This window comes from Microbacterium umsixpiens, assembly GCF_053543675.1.
In genome coordinates, this window is record NZ_JBLVOH010000254.1 from 13110 (window position 1) to 14818 (window position 1709).

The 1709-nt window shown below is 68.9% G+C and carries 3 protein-coding genes; 2 read left to right on the top strand and 1 reads right to left on the bottom strand.

All coding sequences use genetic code 11. The features are described 5' to 3' along the window. Both ACNPM4_RS20815 and ACNPM4_RS20820 read left to right on the top strand, forming a co-directional pair. Positions 1–219, top strand: a 219-nt coding sequence (locus ACNPM4_RS20815; protein WP_448987033.1) for an HAD hydrolase family protein, incomplete at its 5' end; no start/stop codon positions are given. 43 nt (positions 220–262) lie between these two features. After that, positions 263–958, top strand: a complete 696-nt coding sequence (locus ACNPM4_RS20820) for an alpha/beta fold hydrolase (RefSeq protein ID WP_029261773.1) — start codon at positions 263–265, stop codon at positions 956–958. Between the two features lie 15 nt (positions 959–973). Here ACNPM4_RS20820 and ACNPM4_RS20825 read toward each other — a convergent pair whose 3' ends face one another. Then, the gene (locus tag ACNPM4_RS20825; RefSeq protein WP_029261772.1) at positions 974–1684 is read right to left on the bottom strand and encodes a beta-ketoacyl-ACP reductase; all 711 of its coding nucleotides are present in this window, start codon (positions 1682–1684) and stop codon (positions 974–976) included. Between the last annotated feature and the right edge of the window lie 25 nt (positions 1685–1709).

A 1709-nucleotide genomic window follows, 5' to 3' on the forward strand; every position in this document is an offset into this window, starting at 1 on the left:
GACGGCGCGGTCAAGGCCACCTCGCTCCAGGAATGGGCGGCCGAGCTCGGCGTACCGTCGCACGCGACGATCGCGATCGGCGACGGCGCGAACGACCTGCAGATGATGGCGGTCGCCGGACTCGGCCTCGCCTTCAACGCGAAGCCCGCGGTTCGCGAAGCCGCGAGCCTCGTCATCGGACCGCCGGATCTGTCCGAGGTCATCGCGCTGCTCCCGTAGCCGAGACCTGGTGAATGTCGGTCGCCGCAGCTAGCGTCGGCTCATGGACATCATCCTCATCCCCGGGCTCTGGCTCGACGCCGCGAGCTGGAACGACGTGATCCCCGCTCTCGAACGGGCAGGGCACCGCGTGCACGCCCTCACCATGCCAGGGCTCGGCGAACCCGCGGCCGCCACCTCCGATGTCGGCATCGCGGACTGGGTCGACGCCGCGGTCGCCGCAGTCGATGAGGTCGACGGCGATGTCGTGGTCGTCGGACACAGCGGAGGTGGCAACGTCGCATGGGGTGTCGCCGATGCGCGCCCCGACCGCGTGAGCCGAGTGATCTTCGTCGACACCGTCCCTCCTCCGCCCGGAAACGGGATCAGCGAGTTCCCGATCGTCGACGGGGTCGTTCCGTTCCCCGGCTGGGACTTCTTCGAGGATGAAGACGTGCACGACCTCGACGAGGCCACACGCGCACGCACAGCGCCGCTCACGTCGAGCGTCCCCGCACGCGTGCCGACCGACGGCATCGCCCTCACCGACCCCGCGCGCTATCGAGTGCCCGTCACACTTCTCATGGGCGATCTGGACCAGGCGACGTTCGAGGGGCTGATCGACCAGTGGGGCCCATTCGGCGAGGAGTACCGCGCGATCGAGGATGCGGAGGTCATCCGGATCGGCTCAGCCCACTGGCCGCAGTTCACCGTGCCGGATCGCCTCGGCGAACTCCTCACCGCAGCGATCTCGCGCTGATCGAACGGCGTAGGGTCAGTGCCCCATGCCGAGACCACCGTCGACGGGGATGACCGCACCAGATATGTAGCCGGCATCGTCGCCTGCGAGCCAGGTCACGACGCCCGCGACCTCGTCGGGAGTGGCGAATCGTCCGGCCGGGATGTTCGCCTTGTACTGCTTCTGCGTCTCTTCCGGGAGCTCGGCCGTCATGTCGGTCTCGATGAAGCCCGGGGCGACGACGTTGGCGGTGATCCCCCGCGCGCCGAGTTCGCGGGTGATCGAGCGGGCGAACCCGACGAGCGCGCTCTTCGACGCGGAGTAGTTGACCTGACCCGCGGAACCGTAGAGCCCCACGACGCTCGAGATCAGGATGATGCGACCGAAACGTGCGCGGAGCATGCCCTTAGAGGCGCGCTTGACGACACGGAAGGTGCCTCCGAGGTTCGTCGCGACCACGCTGTCGAAGTCGTCCTCGCTCATGCGCAGGAGCAGCGTGTCCTTCGTGATGCCGGCGTTCGCGACGACGATCTCGACCGGGCCGAGCTGCTGCTCCACCTCGGTGAACGCGGCGTCGAGAGCCGCGGCATCCGTCACGTCCGCACGGACGGTGAGCGTGCCCTCCGGTCCTTCGCCGCTGCGGGCGGTGACGGCGACCCGGTACCCGTCGCGCACGAAGCGCTCTGCGATGGCGCGGCCGATGCCGCGATTGCCGCCGGTGACGAGGACGACGCGCTCAGCACTCATGGGGGACACTCCTGATCTGGCCGGT